Source organism: Streptomyces sp. NPDC048419 (assembly GCF_043200415.1).
In the GTDB taxonomy this organism is placed as follows: domain Bacteria; phylum Actinomycetota; class Actinomycetes; order Streptomycetales; family Streptomycetaceae; genus Streptomyces.
Genome location: NZ_JBICXT010000009.1, coordinates 195,480 through 211,370, shown reverse-complemented (window position 1 = coordinate 211,370; position 15,891 = coordinate 195,480). Strand labels below are relative to the sequence as shown.

General features: G+C 61.4%; 19 protein-coding genes. 13 read left to right on the top strand and 6 right to left on the bottom strand.

The window, feature by feature from the left end; genetic code table 11:
* Positions 1 to 192: 192 nt before the first annotated feature.
* On the bottom strand, positions 193 to 1,173 hold the full coding sequence (locus ACGFYN_RS20940) for a hypothetical protein (protein ID WP_393867321.1): 981 nt from the start codon (positions 1,171 to 1,173) through the stop codon (positions 193 to 195).
* A gap of 249 nt (positions 1,174 to 1,422) precedes the next feature.
* On the opposite strand from ACGFYN_RS20940, the gene ACGFYN_RS20935 reads away from it, so the two are divergent.
* The 8 genes from ACGFYN_RS20935 to ACGFYN_RS20900 all read left to right on the top strand — a co-directional run bounded on the left by ACGFYN_RS20935 (position 1,423) and on the right by ACGFYN_RS20900 (position 8,153).
* Positions 1,423 to 1,563, top strand: coding sequence for a hypothetical protein (locus ACGFYN_RS20935; protein ID WP_393867320.1), 141 nt, complete (start codon positions 1,423 to 1,425; stop codon positions 1,561 to 1,563).
* A 295-nt stretch (positions 1,564 to 1,858) separates the two neighbouring features.
* On the top strand, positions 1,859 to 2,401 hold the full coding sequence (locus tag ACGFYN_RS20930; RefSeq protein ID WP_393867319.1) for a hypothetical protein: 543 nt from the start codon (positions 1,859 to 1,861) through the stop codon (positions 2,399 to 2,401).
* Positions 2,402 to 2,807: 406 nt separating this feature from the next.
* Positions 2,808 to 3,002, top strand: coding sequence for a hypothetical protein (locus ACGFYN_RS20925; RefSeq protein WP_393867318.1), 195 nt, complete (start codon positions 2,808 to 2,810; stop codon positions 3,000 to 3,002).
* A 122-nt stretch (positions 3,003 to 3,124) separates the two neighbouring features.
* Positions 3,125 to 4,603, top strand: coding sequence for an RNA-directed DNA polymerase (locus ACGFYN_RS20920; protein WP_393867317.1), 1,479 nt, complete (start codon positions 3,125 to 3,127; stop codon positions 4,601 to 4,603).
* 15 nt (positions 4,604 to 4,618) lie between these two features.
* The gene (locus tag ACGFYN_RS20915) at positions 4,619 to 5,098 is read left to right on the top strand and encodes an SLATT domain-containing protein (RefSeq protein ID WP_393867316.1); all 480 of its coding nucleotides are present in this window, start codon (positions 4,619 to 4,621) and stop codon (positions 5,096 to 5,098) included.
* A gap of 183 nt (positions 5,099 to 5,281) precedes the next feature.
* Positions 5,282 to 6,466 (top strand): ImmA/IrrE family metallo-endopeptidase, encoded by a 1,185-nt coding sequence (locus ACGFYN_RS20910; protein ID WP_393867315.1) that lies wholly within the window; start codon positions 5,282 to 5,284, stop codon positions 6,464 to 6,466.
* Positions 6,463 to 6,942, top strand: coding sequence for a DUF4411 family protein (locus ACGFYN_RS20905; RefSeq protein WP_393867314.1), 480 nt, complete (start codon positions 6,463 to 6,465; stop codon positions 6,940 to 6,942). The genes ACGFYN_RS20910 and ACGFYN_RS20905 overlap by 4 nt, the downstream gene beginning before the upstream one ends.
* Positions 6,943 to 7,217: 275 nt before the next feature.
* A complete protein-coding gene (locus ACGFYN_RS20900; RefSeq protein WP_393867313.1) occupies positions 7,218 to 8,153 on the top strand; it encodes a Ku protein in 936 nt (311 codons plus the stop codon).
* Here ACGFYN_RS20900 and ACGFYN_RS20895 read toward each other — a convergent pair.
* Positions 8,150 to 8,488: a DUF6233 domain-containing protein gene (locus tag ACGFYN_RS20895; RefSeq protein WP_393867312.1), complete on the bottom strand. Its 339-nt coding sequence runs from the start codon at positions 8,486 to 8,488 to the stop codon at positions 8,150 to 8,152. The two genes, ACGFYN_RS20900 and ACGFYN_RS20895, sit on opposite strands and share 4 nt — an antisense overlap.
* Positions 8,489 to 8,539: 51 nt before the next feature.
* Here ACGFYN_RS20895 and ACGFYN_RS20890 point away from each other — a divergent pair, with 51 nt between their 5' ends.
* Together ACGFYN_RS20890 and ACGFYN_RS20885 are read left to right on the top strand one after the other, a co-directional pair.
* Positions 8,540 to 8,944, top strand: a complete 405-nt coding sequence (locus ACGFYN_RS20890) for a hypothetical protein (protein ID WP_393867311.1) — start codon at positions 8,540 to 8,542, stop codon at positions 8,942 to 8,944.
* Positions 8,931 to 9,131: a hypothetical protein gene (locus ACGFYN_RS20885; protein ID WP_393867310.1), complete on the top strand. Its 201-nt coding sequence runs from the start codon at positions 8,931 to 8,933 to the stop codon at positions 9,129 to 9,131. The genes ACGFYN_RS20890 and ACGFYN_RS20885 overlap by 14 nt, the downstream gene beginning before the upstream one ends.
* 147 nt (positions 9,132 to 9,278) lie before the next feature.
* Here ACGFYN_RS20885 and ACGFYN_RS20880 read toward each other — a convergent pair whose 3' ends face one another.
* A complete protein-coding gene (locus ACGFYN_RS20880) occupies positions 9,279 to 9,584 on the bottom strand; it encodes a hypothetical protein (RefSeq protein WP_393867309.1) in 306 nt (101 codons plus the stop codon).
* Positions 9,571 to 10,362 carry a GAF domain-containing protein gene (locus tag ACGFYN_RS20875; RefSeq protein ID WP_393867308.1) on the bottom strand — a complete coding sequence of 264 codons (792 nt, stop codon included), beginning with the start codon at positions 10,360 to 10,362 and terminating at the stop codon, positions 9,571 to 9,573. The genes ACGFYN_RS20880 and ACGFYN_RS20875 overlap by 14 nt, the downstream gene beginning before the upstream one ends.
* Before the next feature lie 1,396 nt (positions 10,363 to 11,758).
* Here ACGFYN_RS20875 and ACGFYN_RS20870 point away from each other — a divergent pair.
* From ACGFYN_RS20870 to ACGFYN_RS20860, 3 genes are all read left to right on the top strand, one after another.
* On the top strand, positions 11,759 to 12,793 hold the full coding sequence (locus ACGFYN_RS20870; RefSeq protein WP_393867307.1) for a hypothetical protein: 1,035 nt from the start codon (positions 11,759 to 11,761) through the stop codon (positions 12,791 to 12,793).
* Between the two features lie 224 nt (positions 12,794 to 13,017).
* Positions 13,018 to 13,479, top strand: a complete 462-nt coding sequence (locus ACGFYN_RS20865) for a GntR family transcriptional regulator (RefSeq protein ID WP_393867306.1) — start codon at positions 13,018 to 13,020, stop codon at positions 13,477 to 13,479.
* A gap of 1 nt (position 13,480) precedes the next feature.
* Positions 13,481 to 14,047, top strand: a complete 567-nt coding sequence (locus ACGFYN_RS20860) for an HD domain-containing protein (protein WP_393867305.1) — start codon at positions 13,481 to 13,483, stop codon at positions 14,045 to 14,047.
* Here the strand turns inward: ACGFYN_RS20860 and ACGFYN_RS20855 are convergent.
* Both ACGFYN_RS20855 and ACGFYN_RS20850 read right to left on the bottom strand, forming a co-directional pair.
* Positions 14,035 to 14,508: an NUDIX domain-containing protein gene (locus ACGFYN_RS20855; RefSeq protein ID WP_393867304.1), complete on the bottom strand. Its 474-nt coding sequence runs from the start codon at positions 14,506 to 14,508 to the stop codon at positions 14,035 to 14,037. The two genes, ACGFYN_RS20860 and ACGFYN_RS20855, sit on opposite strands and share 13 nt — an antisense overlap.
* Before the next feature lie 2 nt (positions 14,509 to 14,510).
* Positions 14,511 to 15,227, bottom strand: coding sequence for an XRE family transcriptional regulator (locus tag ACGFYN_RS20850; RefSeq protein ID WP_393867303.1), 717 nt, complete (start codon positions 15,225 to 15,227; stop codon positions 14,511 to 14,513).
* Positions 15,228 to 15,891: the final 664 nt, after the last annotated feature.

The window sequence follows — 15,891 nt, the reverse complement described above, 5'->3', positions numbered from 1 at the left end:
TTTGAACCCACGACCTCTTCGTCCCGAATAATGTGCGGAGAGATCGCTGACTAGGATCGTTGGGTATATGGGCAGGTCAGAGCCTTGGTGTGCGTTGGCTAGCGTGGGTGCGACGCAACCTCGTTGTCTTGATCCACTCCCCGTTCACTCCCCAGGGTGTGGCCTCAGAGGAAGGGGGGGGTCCACGCACCGTTAGCCATGGTCGCCTGTGATATCTCGGTAGAGATCGTGGATGACGGTGTACGTATCGGGTAGGTCGTTCGTCAGTACGTGGGGTGCACCAAGCACCCCCGTAACGGTGAGGACGGCGGCGACCGTGGCACTCGCCGTCGCACGCCGTGCCCGCGATGGTGACCGTAGGTCGGCGATGATCCTTGCCGCCGTCTCGGCCTGCGCTTGGCCGCCATAACGGGCCGCGTATGCCCTGGCCCAGATTCTGGCCGCCTTCCTGTGCCGGAGGGAGCTTCCAGGCAGCAGGCCCTCCAGTTCAGCGGCGTTAGGCGCAACGGGGTGCTCCCAGGCTTCTCGTACGGCCTCCGCGAGCGGTATGCGGGCTTCCAGGAGCAGCGCGAGTTTCGCGATGGCCCCAATGCGTGCGTCCCGGTGGAAGTGGCCGAGTCGCAACGGCTTAGGCCGAAAGCGTGGGTCTTCCTGGTGTGGGTCCGGTGTCTTCCACACGTACAGAGTGTCGAGTGAAGGTGGCATGTGGGCGCCGAGGAACCCTGCGAACTGGTCGTACATCGCCGGATCTTCGGTGGCTTCACCGGGAGCTGTGAGGTCTGCCGGTGAGAGATAGATGTCGAGGGTGTTCCCCGTGTACGTATCCAGAGCACGAAACGCCTCGGCGAGGAACGGTGTTCGGCCCCGACTCACCCGGTCGTGTCGGTGGCCGAAGTACACGCCTTGATACGGCACGCGGGAGAAACGAGCCAAGTAGTGCCGCAAGTCGTACCAGAAGTCGTGCTGAATCCTTGCGAAATCCGCAGGTAGAAGCAGCGGGGCCTGGCTCATCTCTCGACGGAAGATCGTGTCCTGGCGGGCCAACTCGTGCAGCAGATACGAGAGTTCGTAGAAGTCCTGGGTGTCACACAGGTGACGCAACTCGTAGTACCTGGCTGCCCTAATGGCAGCACGCGTGACGCTGACGACGCCTGGGAACTGCAGGGTTTGCAAGCTACACCGCTCCCCTCGCGGATCAACTCTGCCAGGACACAAGGTTGATGGCTCCAACGCGGATTGTCCGAGCACCCGTCACTGCGATATACCCACGCCGTGCCAAGGAAGTCCTCTCTCGATTTATGCGAACCAAAGGACAAGGCAGGAGTCATCTTGTTGTTGACGTGGCCTGCGGGCAGGTAGCGGCCGGATGTGTCTGCAGGGTAGACGGCGAAATTGGGCACAGCCGGGCGGTCGGCTCCCCACGTGGACGCCGTGCATGCGGACATCCACGTCCTGCTGCAGCAGATGGGCGGCCGGTTGTGGGGCGCAACCCGAGCAGAGTACGAGCAGTTGCGAGATAAGTGGGCGGCGTCGGTGCGGGCCGAGATTGGTACGGCGGCTTGAGACTCACTCGCTTGTCGCTCGATCAGCCCAGGTCTGATGGCTGTGCGCATTGCCCGGTGGTGTCGTGGAAAGACACCGGATCTGGGAGGAGGATCAGATGGGCCGCCGAAGTCGGGTGTACGGAATGGCAGGGCTACCGCTCGTCGCCGCGACCGCTGTCGGATGCTCCGGCGGATCGGGGCGGTCCCCCGTGCCGACAAGCCCCGCGGTGACGTCCGCACCCGCGACGACTACGCCGGCCGGCGCTCCGCTCAGCAGGGCCCAGCTTGACGCCGCACGCCTTGAGATCGGTGACATGCCGACCGGATACGCCGAGACCAGCAGCAGCGACAGCTCAGATCTGAAGACGGACGATGTGATCTGCCAGCGGCTGCTGGACACCCTCCGCGCCCGGCCCAGCACCTCTGCGGGGGAATCGGGTGACGCGGAGTTCGAGAAGTCCACGTCGGGTCCCTTCGTCGCAAGCAGTGTCGTCGCCTTCACCGGAAGCGGGGCTGAGGACGCGATGGCCAGCGTCCGGGACTTCGCCCAGAAGTGCCCGCAGTTCACGTCAAAGGTGGACGGCACAGACGTCTCCTTCACTGCGGGCCTACTATCGATTCCCGCCTACGGCGACGAGAGCGCAGCAATGCGATTCACAGGGGCGGTCGACAGTGTGACCGTCGGAGTGAACTTCCTGTTGATTCGCGTCGGGAGTGCCGTCACCGCGGTTGAAGTTGCCGACTTGGGCACCCCGGACGTGGATCTTACGCAGCAGATGGCGGCTCGAGCAGCCGCCAAGTTGCGCCAGGTTGAGGCGGGGGAGACGCCGACCTCGTCACCGCCTCCGTCCTCGTGACGAACGGGCGATAGCGCATCGCGGCCCGACTGACATCGAAGTGCGGGGCAAGCAGGTCGATCGGCCACGACGGGGTCCGTGGGGCCTGTCGACCATTACTCAGCCCGCCGCAGGCGATCACCGGGGGCAGGACACCAGCGTGACGCGACCGGCGTGCGGCGGTACATATAAGACCTGGATGGGCGGCGTCGCTCAGGCAGGAATGCTGTCGTTACCCGGCAGATTTACAGCGGGCTGACTTCGCATGTTCTGATCCACATGTGGCCGTCCGGTGCACGCGCACCGCTAGCGGAGAATGGCGCCCGGCTAGCGGACCGCGGCAGCCTGGGCCGCTATCAGCATCTAGAGGCGACCGAGCGCCGGCGCCACATGGGCCGACAATGCTGCCAGCAGACGGGGCCGGCTCTTGCAACTCGCCCACGGCGCGCACCGCTTCGAGCTGGAGTGCCGGTGGCACAGCGAGAGGTGGACGAAGAACGCCGCGGTGTCCGAGACCTCGGCACTCGTATGGGACTCCGTAGACCTGGCACTCGCCGCCGCGCAGCTGGCTTCCGAAGTGCCGCACGCGCGTACGGCGTCGGAGACGACGATGTCCACGTGAAGGCCGGCGTCGATCGCGGATTCTGCGCGAGCCTGAGGAACACCTCGGCGATGCGGCCAAAGCATTCCTGCCGTAGACCCGCTTCCCCTATCATTTGACCGCCGGGGAAGCGGGGGCAATACATGGACGACGTGTCTGATCGACTTACTACCGCATTGCGGAGCCTGATCCGTGGGCAGGAGTTCTCCGAGATCCCAGACATCGCCGTTTACGATGACGTGAGCGATCAATGGGATAAGGGCTATCGCCAAGAATTAGAAGGGGTCATACGTGATGGAAACTTGGGCCCTCGCCACACGGAGATTGTAGATTACCCGAAGAATGACATTGCGGTTCGTCCGTTGGCGCGCTTCTCTGCCCCCGACAGGCTGGTATATGACGCAATGGTGTTCGACATAGCGCCGGAGTTGGACGCCTCCAGAAACTCTTCAGTCTACAGTTACCGATGGAACCACCGAGCCAGTAAGCCGATCTTCTGGAAGACTTCCTGGACCCGAATGAGGCGGGAAGCCAAAGCTGAGATATTGCGCAACTGGAACTATAAAGTCGCATCACTAGACGTTTCCTCCTTTTATGAGCATATTGACATTGGCCTTTTGAGCGACGATCTCAGCATGGTTGTTCGCGACGAGATGGCCGTGAAGCGCATAACGATGTTCCTGAAGAAGTTTCAGACCATCAATTCCGCTTGGGGACTTCCGCAAGGATCAGACGCTTCGGGAATTTTGGCGAACATCTACCTGGCCCCTGTTGACGAGTTCCTGCAGCGTAATGGATTCCCCTTTTTTCGCTACTCGGACGATGTGATGATCTTCGATGAGGAGTGGAATTCCCTTAGGGATGTACTCATTGAGGTCAACAGGATATTTCGCTCCAAGCGACTTTCAATGTCGGCCCACAAGACGGGTATTCTCGAATTCGCGGAAGTCATGCAAGACCTTCTAAGCGCTCAAAAATCTTCAATCGATCAGGCTGTGCGCCATGGGGATCCTGAAGCAGAGCGAGATGTCAGGACCTTCTTCGATAAGGTAATCGATGCAGATCGAGTAGGTGCGACTGATCTTAAGTTCGCTCTTAATAAGCTTCGAGCTGTTAGCGATGATTACGCTGTTGGCTGGTGCTTGAAGAACCTGCGCTATGTCGCATACGCATCCCGGGAGATATTCGCTTACTTTGCCGAGTGTGGGCACCGCCAGCCCACCATACAACGCGGCTTAGAGGAATTCATGGATTCGCAGGAGAGCATCAGCTACCCATACATCGAGCAGCGGGTCCTCAGATATTTTGTGCACCTAGGCATCCAGAGCGAGAAAATGAAGAGCGCGGCATGGACAATTATGGAAGACAGGAACCGCGAAGAGTTTCCCCGCGAATTCGCAGTTAGATACTTGGGCGGCGTCGCGTCGGCATCCGAGGCGCAGCTGTTGCGCCACAAATTCGAGAGTGAGGCCAGCATTGCGATGCGTAGAGCTCTGCTCATCGCTCTCTATGAATCGGAAAAGCTTGCCAGGAGATATCTGCGAGACGTCTGGTATTCGTTGCCGGATTTGCGCTGGACCTGCAATTATCTTGCCGGAAACCCTAAGATTCCAACCTCTTGAGAGCAGGCCAGAGCTGTGAATGATGAACAGTATGATTCAATCAAGAGTGAGCTTGAGCAAATTCGCGAGAACTGCCTATATAGTGCGCAGGCTTATTTTGAAGCTGCCAAGAGTGCGGAATTTTGGGGGCGCTTCGTAGTCTTCATACCGGCATGCGCATCGGCGATATCAGGGTTCATGTCCGCACTCAATAAGACGCCGACGTGGGGGGCAATTTCTGCGGTTACAGGCGCAGTTGCCGCGACAGCCTCTTTTCTGGGAGCCACCAAAAAGGCTGCCGACTTCCAATCTTCCGCGCGTTCCTATACCGCTCTACGGCAAAAGGTTCGACTCCAGCTTGGCTTGTTGGCGAAGGATGACGCTTGGGAGGAGGCGCGGGACCTTCTGAATTCAGTAAACGACGCTTACATCCAGATTGTGTCTACTGACACTCCAGTCCCCAACAGAGCGTTTCTGATCGCACGAAAGCGGATCCAACAGGGATTGGCATCATAGTTCGAACCCGCTTTAATTCGTGTTGGACAGACAGGGCCCATACATATGGTCCACCCACGTTTTATCAAAACGTCGCGAGGGTACATGCGTTGCAGGTGTAGTCAACACCATCAGGTCCGTGTAAGCTGATCTAGATGCCTTTTACGCTAGATTGCGAGTCGCCGCTTGAAAGGGAGGTCTTGAATGTCAGCTTCCCAGCGCATTCCGGTTGCAGCAGGTATTTTGGAGTGGGCACGCAAGACTGCGGGATACGACAAAACACTTGCTTCGAAACGACTCACAGTCAAAGAGGATCGACTGACAGCCTTTGAACAGGGAGAACTACAACCGACCATCAATCAACTGCGACAGATGTCCAAGTTGTATAAGCGCCCGCTGGCAGTTTTGCTTCTACCTGCTCCACCCAAGGAGTTCGACGCACTGCGTGACTTCCGACGCACAGGTGAAGCAGCGGACCTTTCCTGGTCTCCGGCATTGCATGCCGAATACAAGCGGGCTCTTTCGCAGCGGGAGGTGGTCCTTGAGCTATCGGAACTCTCACCATCCTCCGTCATCGCATCTCACCACGGTTTTCAACTCACGCGAGACACGAACCCAGAGGATGCAGGCAAGGCCCTTCGAGAGTTCCTAGGGATGGATTCCTGGAAGAGCGGGATCATCAACAACCCGCGAAACGCGCTGCGTGCAGCCATTGATGCCGTCGAGAATCACGGAATCCTCGTCCTGCAAACTCGTGACGTGGACATTAGCGAGATGCGAGGTTTTTCGACCTCAGCATGGCCGTATCCGGTGATTATCCTAAACGGTTCTGATTGGCCACGACCAAAGCTCTTCACGTTGCTGCATGAGATGTGCCATCTCGCCTTGAATGCCGGAGGCCTATGTGACCTTCACGAGTCGACGACCCAAAAGCGTTCCGAAGATAGGGTAGAGCAGTACTGTAATAGGGTGGCCGCAAGTGCCTTGATGCCGGCTGGCCGTGTGATGAGCGATCCGGTAGTCCGCACCACTGAGCAATGGACGCTCGATGGCCTTTTGGGAGCAAGCCAGCGATTTGGTGCCAGCAGTGAGGCTTTCCTCCTTCGCTTGATCACACTCGGTTTGGCAAACTGGGACACGTACTGGGCTCTTAAGCCGCGGCTCGACGCGCACTATACGCGGCTACGAAGGGAAGAAAAGGAGAAGCAGAAACGCGCCGAAGGCGGCCCCCCTTACTACCGGGTCAAGGCCCGTAATCTCGGACGCAGCTACGTTGAGTCGGTGCTAGACGCTTATCAGACGCGCGCTATCTCTTCGTATGACGTCGTGGACTATCTCGACATCAAGTACGATCAGCTTCCGAGGTTGCAAGAGGCGGTAATCAGGTGAGCCAACTGCCCGTCTACTCGGTGGACACGAGTGCCCTCCTTGATGGCCTGGAACGGTATTACCCTCAGGCTACCTTTCCTGCACTTTGGGGAAAGGTAGATGAGCTTGTCGATGATGGCCGCTTCTTTGTGTCCGAGGAAGTCTGGGAAGAGGCTTGCACTCATGACGCGGCCGCGAAAGCGTGGCTTGAGAGTCACGGCAAGGGAAAGATCGCCATCCCGACGGATCCTGCCGTTGTCGGGGACGTGCAATCGATCCTGACTTCCTATCCAAAGCTCGTGGCAAACATGAAGGGCAGGAATCGGGCCGATGCGTTCGTGATAGCGGTGGCGAAACAACACGGGGCCGTAGTAGTCACCGGAGAAGGAAGCGATGGCAACGAAAATCGCCCCAAGATTCCGTTCATTTGCCAACGGACGGGAATTCAGTGCATCAGATTCCTCGACATCATCAAGTCGGAGGATTGGAAGTTTTGATTACCCGTGAACCCGGCCCAACAAGGGTCTTCTGGAAGAGATTCGAGAAGCTTCCGAGGTGGCCGCTGCTAGAGCGAACCAGGCTTGGCTACACGTCCACCGCTTGACGTCCGGGCGACAGTCGAAGGCGCGGTGGCATAGCTGCTATGGAGACGCCCCCTCCGGGAAGCCCCACTCGGCTGTGCCGTCTCCCAACAAGCGGCATGCGCCCGGATGCCGTAGCAGGCCCCGGCTCATAGGCTGACTGTGCTCGGGGCCTGTCGCGGAGGTCAGCCATGCCCCGAACCATCTGGTCAGGAGCCATCAGCTTCGGCCTGGTCACGGTTCCGATCCACGTGGCCAGCGCCACCGAGAATCACAGCATCAGCTTCCACCAGTACCACCTGGCCGATCAGGGCCGCGTCCGCTACCGCAAGTTCTGCGAGATCGAGGACCGCCAGGTCACCGAGAGCGAGATCGGCAAGGGCTACGAGGTGGCGAAGGACCAGGTCATCCCGATCAGTGACGCCGAGCTGGCGAACCTGCCGCTGCCCACCGCGAAGGCGGTGGAGATCGAGTCGTTCGTGCCGCTGGAGTCCATCGACCCGATCCGCATCGGCGCCGGCTTCTACCTCACCCCCAACGGGCAGGTCGCTGCCAAGCCCTACAAGCTGCTGCGCCAAGCCCTCGGCCGCTCCTCCCGGGTGGCCATCGTCAAATGGGCCTGGCACGGCCGCGAGCGGCTGGGCCTGCTGCGTGTGCGCGACGAAGCGCTCGTGCTGCACCTCATGTACTGGCCGGACGAGATCCGCGACCCCACCGAGCTGCTGCCGGCGCCGGTGGAGGTGACCGAGGACGAGATCGACGGGGCGCTCGCTCTCATCGAGAGCATGACCCGCGAGGACCTGGAAGGTCCGGAGTTCCACGACGCCTACACCGACGCCCTGGCGCAGATCATCGAGGCCAAGCGGGAGGACAAACCGCTGCCCGAGGCGCCCGCCCCCGAGACGGGCGGCAAGGTGCTCGACCTGATGGCCGCCCTGAAGGAGTCCGTGACCAAGGCGCAGGCCTCCCGCGGCGAGGGCCATGCCGACGTGCACGAGCTGCCAAAGAAGAAAACCACGGCCAAGAAGACGACGGCGAAGAAGCAGCCGGCCAAGAAGGCCGCCGCGAAGAAGACCACCAAGAAGGCCGCCGCGAAGAAGACGGCCCGCGGGCCGCGCAGTGCCTAGTCCAGCATGCCCAGGGCCGTATCGGGCTGGCACTGCCGACACGCCTTTACGCCGTCGGCGAGCGCCCGCCGGGCCTGCTCCTGGCTGACGGCCCGGCTGCGCTTGCCCGCCATCCAACAGTCCCCCACGTGCACGAACAGCGGCGGGGCCTTCGGGTTGAGCCCCACATCAATGAGCCACTGCGGCGCCGGCGGGCGGGCCTTGAGGCCGCGCTGGCGTTCAGCCTCGCGGCGCTCTTCGTCGGCGATCCACCGGCGGGTGCGGGTCAGGTCCCGTTCCTGTACGCGCTCCAGGAAACGGAGCAGCGCGAGTCTCGACGGGACAGGATCGTTCACATGTTCGATTCTAGACAGTAGGCTGCCGCCTGAACATCGAGGGAGGGCCTCATGCGCGAGCGAATGGAGCTGGGCGAACTGCTGCGCCAACAGCGCATCGACCTGTCTACGCTCGAGCACGCGCCGGCCAGTCCGACCGCGCGCGAGCGGGCCCTGCGGGTGAAGCGCCCGCCGCCGTGGCCGTGCGTGGTGTGCGGCAACGAGGGCGCCATCTCCCGCCCCTACACCAGCCCCGAGCACGGGCCGCGCTGGGTCGACCTGTGCATGCCGCACGCCATCCTCACCTGGCCGCCGGCACCCGGCATGCCGACCACAACCGCGGGCATCCTCGCCGACCTGCAAGAGGTGGCCGCCGAGCGCGGGCTCACAGTACGGATCCTCAGCGAGGAGGAGTTCGAGGAGATGGGGCGCCGGGCAAGGGAACGGCGGATGAAGGAACGCCGTGAGCGCCCCTGAACGCTTCCACCTCACCCTGATCGCCGTCGACCGCCCGGTGGCCCACGGTTGGTGGTCGGACGAGACGGTCGCCCGCGCCAAGTTCGTCCGCTGGATCGGCGAGTACGGCACCATCCCCGGCGCCCGCCTCACCCTGGTGGACGAGGACGAAGACCGCCTTCTGGCCGTCTGGCCGGACGAGGCGTAGCGCCGTCAACCTTGGGGCTCCGCGCGCCGTACGGCCCGCTTCACCGCCTGCTCCACCTCGTACCGCGACAGGCCCACACCCTCACGCGCCGCGTACTCCGTGACAGCCGCCTGGAAACTGGTTGTTCGCGTTGTGGGGCTACCACGGTCAGCGAGGAGTGAAGGATGGCGGGATACGAGGCGTAGTTGGCTGCCTACGAGTGAGAGCGAAAAGGAAACCGCCGCTCAGAGCAACAAGTACAGCGAGAGAGCACATCAGAGCCGCACCCATAATTCCAAGCAAAATAGCAATCGCCAAGCTGATCAGAGACGCCAGCGCATACCCCAACGAGTCCCACAGCCGCTCTTCTGACCGCACGGCACGAAGGGCCACTTCATGTTCGGCCTGCATCCGCGCAACGGCACGAAGTTCCAGCAGCGCATAGATCTCACCGTCGTCGTCACGCCTGTTCATGAGCTGCTCCAATCATGTTAGCCAGGACCTCCGCGAAAGCCCGATGCGCCTCGTTTAGATCGTGCGGCTTGGGTGAGTCGATACAGAGAAGCCCAACTGGCGTGCTGGTAGCACTGGGCTGGATTCGAGCCACAATTATAGATTGATAGTCATACGCGGGCTGACTGGTCGGAAAACGCTTAAGGTAGGTATCTCCGTCCACCAGCACGGGAATTCCATCGTCCAACGTCTTCTTCATTGCCAGACCATCACCTGAGGTGAGGTCGAAGGAGGCACGCGGTGAGTTCGTTCTTCCACGAGAGTCTTCCAGTATCAGCCTCGTACTGGTGGAGTCTAGAAGGTAGAGCGAAGCTCGTGCCCCCTCTGTCGCAAGAGGAGCGCCAGGGCGCGAGGCATGCGCTGCGGCCACCAGCAGGGCGGTTGCGTAAACATTGCCAAGCTTCTGCGTCTTCTCTGCGGGCGTTGCTGCGGCAGACAGCTCCGCCAGCGTCCGACTCAAGGGCCTCAGAGCGATATCCAATACTTCGTGCAGCTTGGCTTGATAGTCCACCGAAAGGGCGAGAAGACGACTATTTCGGCGCTCCACCCTAATGGCTTGCACGGCGCCAATGGCGATTACTCCGGAAGTGGAGAGTGTCCCCGCCCACATCATCAAGGTGCGATGTTCACTGGGCTTGTCTCCGGCTGCGAATTGCGCATAGAAGGACATTCCAGATAAGAAGCAACCGAGCAGCGTGAACAAGATGACCGACCGATGCTGCTTCAAGAAATTGAGCACGCCACCCCCGATGCCGCGTTGGCGATTACGTTCAGACTAGCGCCAAGTGGCGTACAGCACCTACCTGTTCGCGGAACATCGTTACGTGAGGCGCACTGCAAGCCCTTCGATGAGCCACGATCAGCTGGCAGCACCCGTCGCGTAGTGCGGAATCGGAGCCGCCCGCTAGCGTGGTCGAGCAGACTCGCTGGCATGGACGCAGGACTGGCAGCCGTCCTGGTGCCCTGGTTGGAGCACTCGGGACTGGCGGAGCGGCAGTGTTCTCAACGTGGTGGAGCGCCGCTGCATTTTGTTGAACATGGACCGAACAACGCTAACTGACTGATCGCAGGCATCGCGTTCGGGTGGCAGGTGACCTCGTCAACTCGGTCCGATGGAAGGCTAGCCGGCATGGCTTCGTGGGCGTCGGACTATCCCGTGCAATCTGTAGGTACTCCGCGGTCCGCGACCATCGCTTCCGGAGTTCGATCAACGGCGAGTTCCTGTCCAAGTAGGACTGAGCTTCTTCAGATCGGCCACCGATCGAGTGATGGAGCCTGCCGAACCTGCTGGTCAGACAGATGTTGACTCACCATCGGGGACGCGGCTGAAGAAGCTCACTGATTCAGCAGAGTAGAAAGCGGCCGCGTGGGTGCGACCGCCTCTGCTGCTGTCCGTTGTCGTTGATGTCAGCGGTACATGCCAACTGCGCGCCCCCACCTCGCGTCCGTTCGTCCGGCCGGTGCGGCTAGCCGTGCTGGCGTCCGCCTTTGGACGGCTATGAACGGAGACGAATTAGACGGAGCGTGCTGCACAGCGTGGGGCCGCACCGATTCCAAGAATCAATTCGCCCGCTCCGACCGCTGTGTGGAACGTGCGATGGCAGACGTCGTTGGGCGGCTCCCCAGCCTCCTTCGCGTACCCGCGAGCCCAGGGCAACGTCAGCCTTCTGATCGAGCGAATCCACCGTCGCGCATCTCGAGCCCTGCGCTCCACCAGCGGTTTCCGGCCGACCAGGAGAGGCGGTGCTGGTCGTGACGCGGGCGGCTGATCCAGGCGACGTAGAGCCCACCGAGCGACGTCAGTTCAGTCAGGCTTGCGCTACGGCTCATGATGAGCACGACTCCGACGAAGACGATAGCGACGAACGCGCTGGTGTCAGAGCCAAGGTGCTTAGGCTGGGTAGGCACAGTTTCCTCCAAGGTTGCTGTTGCTGGGTGAGTGGAGGCGGTGGATGCGTAGAGGCGCTGCCGCCTTCACTCCTCAGCCGCCGGTCTGCGGCTGAGGTCAATCTGAGCACCTTGCAGCGGGCGCAAGTGGACTGCCTTGTGACGTCCTGGTCCGCCTAGTCCGCGCGAGTGCGCGCACCATTCAAGGGGACGGACCAAGACGTCACAGCTGGGGGTAAGAGCGGATCATGGCGACACAGACCCAAGAGAGAGCCTTGAAGCGGGCAGATGGCGTCAGAGAGCTCGTAAAGAAAAGAGGACTGCTGGATGTGCTCGCGGCGTTAGAAGAGCTGCATTTCGACGGAAATTCTAGCCCTTCAGTGCGACTCCGAACTCCTTACATCCGAAATAGCGTGATGCCATACGGTGACCTATGGTCACCGTATGCATTTCCAACGTTCATTGAATTCGACGAAAGGCGCCGCCCGGCGGAGCGCATCCTTCCACCACTAGCTAAGCTCCTTCTGTCGCAAGGAGTGGCGCTCGAATTCCACCTGGTTGCGCTATTTGCAGCGCAGGCTCAAGCCCGCTCAGGCGCGAGATGGGAAAACAAAATCCCGATCACCAAACGAAGTAACGGTATCGCGTGGGTTGACTTGATGGCAGTGTCGGCGAAATCAAGCACTGGAGGAGGGCGCCCCTCTTCATACACGGCGAACAAGATTCGACAACTCCGCGCATCGCTGAACCTACTGTCAAATCACAGACTAGTCGATATCGGAGATCCGGGAGTGAGGAATAGGTACGAAGGATTCAAGCTACTCTCCGAGGATGCCGTCAGCTCAGCTGCAAGTTTCGTGGAATATCGCGTGCCGCGAGAACACGAAGCCGTTATTAACGTCCCATTTCAGTTTTTCACGCGCGGGTGGGTGCATCTGCTCACCAAGAGCGAGATTGCAGCCTATTTTATGTGGCTCAGCCTGAGCGCAGAGAGCGAATGGGTTACCGGCCTCTGGCGGCAGCGTGCTGGATTGTTCGGCTTATCGCGTGATGTGTACGACACCACACAGGCGCTTGCTGCTTACGGACTAGTCGACGTACTTCCATCCCGGGAGCGGCGACAGAATGGAACGTGGCGAAATTTCAGCGCAGGCGATAAACCGTATGGGAATAGAATTCGCGTAAATCGTCACGGTTTATGGCGCTCGGCCCCGAAGACGGTTGAGGGTGTACTTCGAAAAACTGCAGCACTCGGAAAATGGTCCAAGGTCGTTGGGGAGTAATCTGGAAGCGTAGTTTTCGGTTGTGCTCGCCCTCACATGTTGCGTACACGATCACGCGATATGTCACCCAGCTTCGGTCCCGTACGCCGTCGCCCCACGCCCGCTCGGCTCTGCCTGGGGCGATGGTGTGCGGGACGGAAGCCCATCGCCGTCCGGGCCCCTCCGCCGCGGTCGCGAGTCGTGGGATTCTTGGGTGACGACGGGCGCACGGATAGGGAGAGCGAGTGTCGCAGCAGGCCAGCCCTCGGGGGACCTTCCTGAAGATTGCCGACTCGGTGAAGGTACTGATCGAGGGTGACCCGGAGATGACAGAGCTGCCGTCCTTGACTGAGGTCATGCGCGAACACGGCGTCTCACGCGGCGTTGCGATCCGCGCGTACGGGGTACTGCGGCAGGAAGGCTTGGCTGAACCTGCGCCCGGCGAGCGGTGGCGCGTCGTGCGCTCGGGTGATCGGGTCGACCGGCGCCCGCTCGATCAGCGGATTGCAGATGTCATCACAGCTGACGGACTCAGGGTAGGGGAAGCCTTCCCGAGCTCTTCCGCGCTCGCCGATCGGTTCGGGGTCTCACGTCCCACGGTGACCAAGGCTCTGGAAAAGTTGGAGACCGCCGGCGTACTGGCGGGAGGAGGACAGGGCAGAGTGCGGACGGTCCGCGCTGTGCCGACGCGAGAGGAGCGTTCGTAGCTTGCCGACGTTGACGGAGTGGGCCTATCCCCTGGCTGAGTCCCTGCTCGCTGAGTCGCTGCCGCGGCGGTGGAAGCACTGTCTTGGGGTCGCCGAGCGGGCACGTACGATCGTCCTCATCCTTGGCCTGGACGCGGATCTTTTGGAGGCCGCGGCGGTACTGCACGACATCGGCTATGCGCCGGACCTGGCCAAGACTGGCTTTCACCCGCTGGACGGGGCGCGCTACCTCCGGGATGTGGCCAACGCCGATGAACGTGTCGTCAACCTGGTCGCCCATCACTCCTGCGCCTGGCTGGAAGCGGACGCGCGCGGCCTGCGTGAGGAGCTGGAGGGCGAGTTCCCCCGTGAGAGCGCGCACCTGAACGACGCGCTCTGCTACTGCGACATGAACACCACGCCCGACGGCACACCAACGAACCCGATCGACCGGATCAACGAGATTGCCGGACGCTACGGGCCCGACAGCCTGATCGGGAAGTTCATCCGCCTTGCCGAACCCGAGATCCACGCGTGCACGTCTCGCGTCCTCGAACGCGTCGCTTCCGCTAAGCGTCAGCCGATGTAGAGAGTTGGCCGCATCCGGTCCATCGCGTGCTCGATACGGAGCCGCATGGTGGGATGGACGTCAAGCTTCGCCAGGTCCGCTGGGTCGACCCAGCGGACCTGTGTCGTCTCGTTGCTCGTACGCAATTCACCGCCGATCGGCCGCGCGCGGAAGCAGATGCTGAACTGCTGCCGCACCTCCCCGTCGTCGTACTGCATGACGTGACCTGGGTCGGTGTAGATGCCGGACGCATCGACGACTTCCGCCTTGATGCCGGTCTCTTCCCAGACCTCCCGAACGACAGTGTCACTGATGGATTCGCCTACGTCGTGGCCACCCCCAGGTAGTGCCCAACGCCCGTTGTCGGATCGCTGAATCATGAGCACCTGTCCCGCGTCGTTCTGGACGAACGCCACGACCGATGGAACGACCGAGTTGGCCGGCGGGGCGTCCGGATCGTGCAGGTAGTCGATACGTCCCATGCTCAAACTCCAGTGATGTCGTGTTCGGTTACTGGCCTGGCGCCTTCCCAGGTCTGCTGAACGCTATTGGCGAAGGTGTCGAACAGCCCACCTCCGGGGAGCCGCCGCAGATGGAACACAGGCGCCATGTAGGCGCCTATGCCGTACACGTGTGTGTTGGCCAACATCTCGTCATCAGCGCGGTAGATCGAGTTGTAGAGCACCGTGTCGTGCAAGCGGAAGGCGATGTCCGGATGGCTGGTGAACAGCGGGCGGTAGTTGAACAGCGCATTCCGGATCTTGCCATCCATGATGCGATGCCCTTCGTCGATGCCGCGTCGGATAACGGCTTCGCACGCTGGATCACCCATGAGTACCCGGATGCGGACGCCGCTCTCGGACTTCTTCTTCAGTGTCGAGAAGAAGTGAGGGTCCTCTGCGAGGTAGATGCCGGCATACACGAGGATGTCGATGCACTCCGTGGCACGCTCACACATCTCGCGCCACAGGTCTGACGGCACCGTATGGCGATGCGGGTACGCGGTGACGATCTCGGCCTTCGTCAGGTCCGAGGCACTCTCGGCATTTCGATCGTCGTCCCAGAGCGTCATCACGTCGACCCTGAGAGCTGCCGCCGTTGCGTACTGATGTCGCCGATACGGCGCCTTGCCTTGCGTGATCCAGCGCTCAACGGTCTTTGGGTTGACCTGGATCGCCTCAGCGAGGCTCTGAATGGTCATGCCTCGCGCCAACAGAGCTGATCGCAACCGCTCGTTGGACATCTGCCCCCTCTGGTGGACATCTAGGGAGCTCTTGACGGTAGCGAGATCAACCAGAGCTGTCTACGGGTGGGGTGACCAACTCCCCTGACCTGGCCTGATTCTGATTGTGCGCCAAGAAGTCCCGGCGCGAACACCAATGGGTTCCGAGTCGGTACTTGACGGAACCGTATGCAGTACCTGTAAAACAGGTACTGCAACGCCAGCACCACCCTGCGGTCATCCGGCCGGAGGGACGCGGCAGACACAGCCCGTCGGTTGTCAGACCCGGTGCGAACAACCTGGACAGCGGTCCACGAGCGCGGAACCGAACTTCGCAGGCTCGTGAGTGCATTGGCACTGAGACACCGAATCCCGAGCGGGGGCGACTCCATCGCGATGACCGGTCGGTGGATAGGACCGCGGCGACACAGCTTCCGAGTGTCGCCACGAACGGACTAGGCACTCCCTCACGTTGCGCGTGAGAGCTGAAACGGGCGATGTCACCGGAAGACGCGGCCGCCGCGTCACCGACGCCACACGGCCGTACATCAACGCGAGGACGGGCCTGTCATGGGCCCGTCACTCGTCATGCGGGCAGGGCACCGGCTCACGTCGGCGGCCTGCCCGTTTGATGAGCAAACAG